We start from the raw sequence: 949 nt of genomic DNA, 5'->3' as shown, positions 1-949 counted from the left end.
GCTCAGTACTGGCGGGTGGGCAGGGCCTGCTTGGCCTGCTCCTGGGTGAAGGTGGTCTCCTCGGTCACCACCCGCTCGGGCACCTGCTCACCGGCGACGACCTTCTTGGCCAGGTCCATCAGCTGCGGGCCGAGCAGCGGGCTGCACTCGACGATGTAGCTGATCTTCCCGTCGGCCAGCGCCTGCATCCCGTCCTTCACCGCGTCGACCGTGATGATCTTGATGTCCTTGCCCGGCACCTTGCCCGCACCCTCGATCGCCTCGATCGCACCCAACCCCATGTCGTCGTTGTGCGCGTACAGCACATCGATGTCCGGGGTGGACTTCAAGAACGCCTCCATCACCTCCTTGCCCTTGGCCCGGGTGAAGTCACCGGTCTGCGAAGCAGCGATCTTGAACTTCGGATCGGCCGCGATCACCTCCGCGAACCCCGCCTTACGGTCGTTGGCCGGCGCCGACCCCGTGGTGCCCTGCAACTCCACGATGTTCACCGGGTCCTTGGAGTCCTTGTACTCCTCCACCAGCCACTGACCGGCCTTCTTGCCCTCCTCCACGAAGTCCGACCCCAAGAAGGTCTTGTACAGCGTCTTGTCGGCCGAGTCCACCGCCCGGTCGGTGAGGATCACCGGGATCTTGGCGTTCTGCGCCTCCTTCAACACCGTGTCCCACCCCGACTCCACCACCGGCGAGAACGCGATGACATCGACCTTCTGCTGCACGAACGACCGGATCGCCTTGATCTGGTTCTCCTGCTTCTGCTGGGCGTCGGAGAACTTCAGCTCGACCCCGGCACTCTTGGCCGACTCCTGCACCGACTTGGTGTTCGCCGTACGCCAGCCGCTTTCCGCACCGACCTGGGAGAAACCCATCGTGATCTTGCCGTCGTCGGCGACCTTGCCGGTGTCGGTGGAGGCACCCGGGGTGCTGGAGCCACCGCAACCCGTCATCG

1 protein-coding gene is annotated in these 949 nt (G+C 64.9%); it reads right to left on the bottom strand.

Annotated elements, in window-relative coordinates; all coding sequences use genetic code 11:
• Positions 1-2: 2 nt before the first annotated feature.
• Positions 3-947: an ABC transporter substrate-binding protein gene (locus ACFFRH_RS44250; RefSeq protein ID WP_386164195.1), complete on the bottom strand. Its 945-nt coding sequence runs from the start codon at positions 945-947 to the stop codon at positions 3-5.
• Between the last annotated feature and the right edge of the window lie 2 nt (positions 948-949).

It is taken from the genome of Streptosporangium vulgare, from assembly GCF_042428775.1.
Classification (GTDB): Bacteria; Actinomycetota; Actinomycetes; order Streptosporangiales; family Streptosporangiaceae; genus Streptosporangium; species Streptosporangium vulgare.
Note: the sequence above shows the minus strand (reverse complement) of the source record. Positions and strands in the feature narration are given on the sequence as shown.

Coding starts and splice junctions, on each gene's coding strand:
- ACFFRH_RS44250 (WP_386164195.1), bottom strand. CDS start 947: ATGACGGGTTGCGGTGGCTCCAGCACCCCGGGTGCCTCCACCGACACC.